Genomic DNA, 2252 nt, shown 5'->3' with positions numbered 1-2252 from the left:
AAAATTTAGATGGTGTCAGTTCGGGCGCACTCCGCGCCCTCTGCTACTGGCGGGAGCACTGGCGAACTTGAAAAGTTTGCATAAGTGCGCCCTTTGGGGTCTAAGGGGTCGAACCCCTTACAAGTCCTGTGGCTACAGGGTAGGCTTGCTTATCTTCCGCCTCCTCAGTCGTCGCAGCTCCTCCATCGTCGTTGTCAGATTTAGTCAGCCTTTGGCTTCACATCTTTTGTTATTTCTAGGTTGTAATAAGATTTCTTATCGAATACGAAACGATAGAGCAGCTCCAAATATGGAAGATCATCAAGAGGTAGATCATCAGTAAGTTTTTCAGGTAACTTGACACCATACATAGAACCAAAACAGCCAGTCAGCCTGTTACCTTTCAAAGAAAGATATGCTTCCCAAGTATTCTCCAGTGAGAGATCACTAAACTTAAGGGCATATTTACATACCTCAGCAACAGCCTTGCTATAGCCGTGTTCTTTAGTTTTTTTAACTCTACGAATATCGACGATATAAGAATCCAGGGTAATATCATGCCAAGTTTCGGACAATTCTTCCTGGTCTATCCATTCATTAAGTAAAGCAAAAATATGAATATGAGGATGCCATTCTTTAGTTTTTGGATTGTATGTATATTCAGTTGAATAAAAAGCGCCATCAATTTTACAAAACTGATTAAAACCACGACCTTTTTTCTTGTAATCGTTATAACGATCTAAAAGCGTTCTAAATGACGCTCTAAGGTGCTTGAAGCGTTCTTGTAGGTCAGGGCCATTCTTTACAGTTAAAGTGATCAGGACGGGCTTTAAATGGCGATTCTGGCGCATTAATTCTTCAATACGCTGAACATATCGGCTCATGGACTTAGCAGCCCTAACACCAGCGCACATAGGACATAACAAGTGCTGAGAGCAATAGTGTGCCTTAGCAAGTTTAACTTGGTCTATCGTGTAGTAATTATGGAACAGCAGAAATTGACCACAACCCTTTAATTTAGTTGCAGCCTTAAGAGCCTTATTGGATAGATCATTTTCACCTTCTGACTTGAAATCAACCTGCGTCCACAAATATTGTTCTTGTAGTTTCGCTCTATGTTTCAAAATTCCAAAACGTGTTATTCTATCCCTATGTTGATCTGCCTTAGCAGATTGCAAAGCCTGTATTTCATCACCCGCCAAAGTGTCCGAAATATGGGCTTTTTTATTGTCTTTTTTAAGCAATTTTTGTCCCCTAGTTAATCAATAGTATCAAGAGAAAGAAAAAACAGCGAGAAGCCAAGGCTAACTCACTGTTTTTTTTCATGTTTCACATTGTTTCTGCTAAAACAGGCTGTGCGCCTTTAGCAACGTAAAAAATAACATTTCGACCGCTTGCCATTGCACCAACAGCAATACAGATTTTCTTATTTAGGAAGTCTTTAAAGTCCCGATAGTTTTCTACAGATAACGTAAATAATTCATTTTTTACGTCACCGTTAGGCAGATCCATAGCACCTAAAATTTGCACCTTGTCACGGTCAGCAAATTGATCACCTGTTTTTTTATCTTTGCCGCCTTGCTGGGTAAATACGTTTAAGACGATTCCTTCTAATTTGATCATTGTGGTAATCCCTCTACGACTTTTAAACGGCCATCGACAACAGCGATAGCAAATAAAGTAATTGAACGTTTCTTTTCTAAATGTTCTTCAAGAACCTTCTTGAAATAAGCTGTAGCTTCTTCCAGTGATGCCATAGGCGTATTACTTAAAATCATAAATGGCCTTCCTGTTCTAAAAGCATGGTTAAACCTTCTTCGTGATGCGCAACTGCTGCTTCATAAGCATCAGAAGCACCATCAGGCAACGACGACTCAACTTGATCAAGAGCAACAGCTAAGAGATCGTTTAAAAGTTGATTCCGGCTAACACCTTTAGGCGTAATACTTTGCAAAGCAGAGAGCTTCACATAGTTATTAAAATCAATACGGAACGAAACAGCCTTTTGATCAGGTCTTGTTTGTTCTGAACCAAGGATATTTCCAAGGACTACATCAAGTGGATTTGGCATATCAGCCCCTATTCATGGATAGTTTTTTAAAAAATTTACCTATGAATCATTTATAAATCATTATTGAAAAATATGCAAATAAGTGTGTCATTGAAACAATGTTTCACTGTTTCAATGTTTCACTGTGACGCAACCCTGCGGGATTGCTAAAAGCTCCCGCTTAGAAATCCAAGGGGAGCTGTAATCAGGAAGGGAAGGTTTT

Annotated in this window: 4 protein-coding genes; all 4 read right to left on the bottom strand. The window is 39.4% G+C overall.

What is annotated here, in order from left to right; translation table 11 throughout:
- Positions 1 to 200 precede the first annotated feature (200 nt).
- The 4 genes from LXF01_RS17490 to LXF01_RS17475 all read right to left on the bottom strand — a co-directional run bounded on the left by LXF01_RS17490 (position 201) and on the right by LXF01_RS17475 (position 2050).
- Positions 201 to 1223 (bottom strand): protein rep, encoded by a 1023-nt coding sequence (locus LXF01_RS17490; protein WP_233945594.1) that lies wholly within the window; start codon positions 1221 to 1223, stop codon positions 201 to 203.
- An 85-nt stretch (positions 1224 to 1308) separates the two neighbouring features.
- A complete protein-coding gene (locus LXF01_RS17485; protein WP_108619726.1) occupies positions 1309 to 1602 on the bottom strand; it encodes a hypothetical protein in 294 nt (97 codons plus the stop codon).
- A complete protein-coding gene (locus LXF01_RS17480; protein ID WP_171304669.1) occupies positions 1599 to 1757 on the bottom strand; it encodes a hypothetical protein in 159 nt (52 codons plus the stop codon). The genes LXF01_RS17485 and LXF01_RS17480 overlap by 4 nt, the downstream gene beginning before the upstream one ends.
- Positions 1754 to 2050, bottom strand: a complete 297-nt coding sequence (locus LXF01_RS17475; RefSeq protein WP_108619725.1) for a hypothetical protein — start codon at positions 2048 to 2050, stop codon at positions 1754 to 1756. The genes LXF01_RS17480 and LXF01_RS17475 overlap by 4 nt, the downstream gene beginning before the upstream one ends.
- Between the last annotated feature and the right edge of the window lie 202 nt (positions 2051 to 2252).

It is taken from the genome of Acinetobacter sp. SH20PTE14 (assembly GCF_021391555.1).
GTDB lineage: Bacteria > Pseudomonadota > Gammaproteobacteria > Pseudomonadales > Moraxellaceae > Acinetobacter > Acinetobacter amyesii.
The sequence above is the reverse complement of the archived record's forward strand: the minus strand, read 5'-3'. Positions and strand labels throughout refer to the sequence as shown.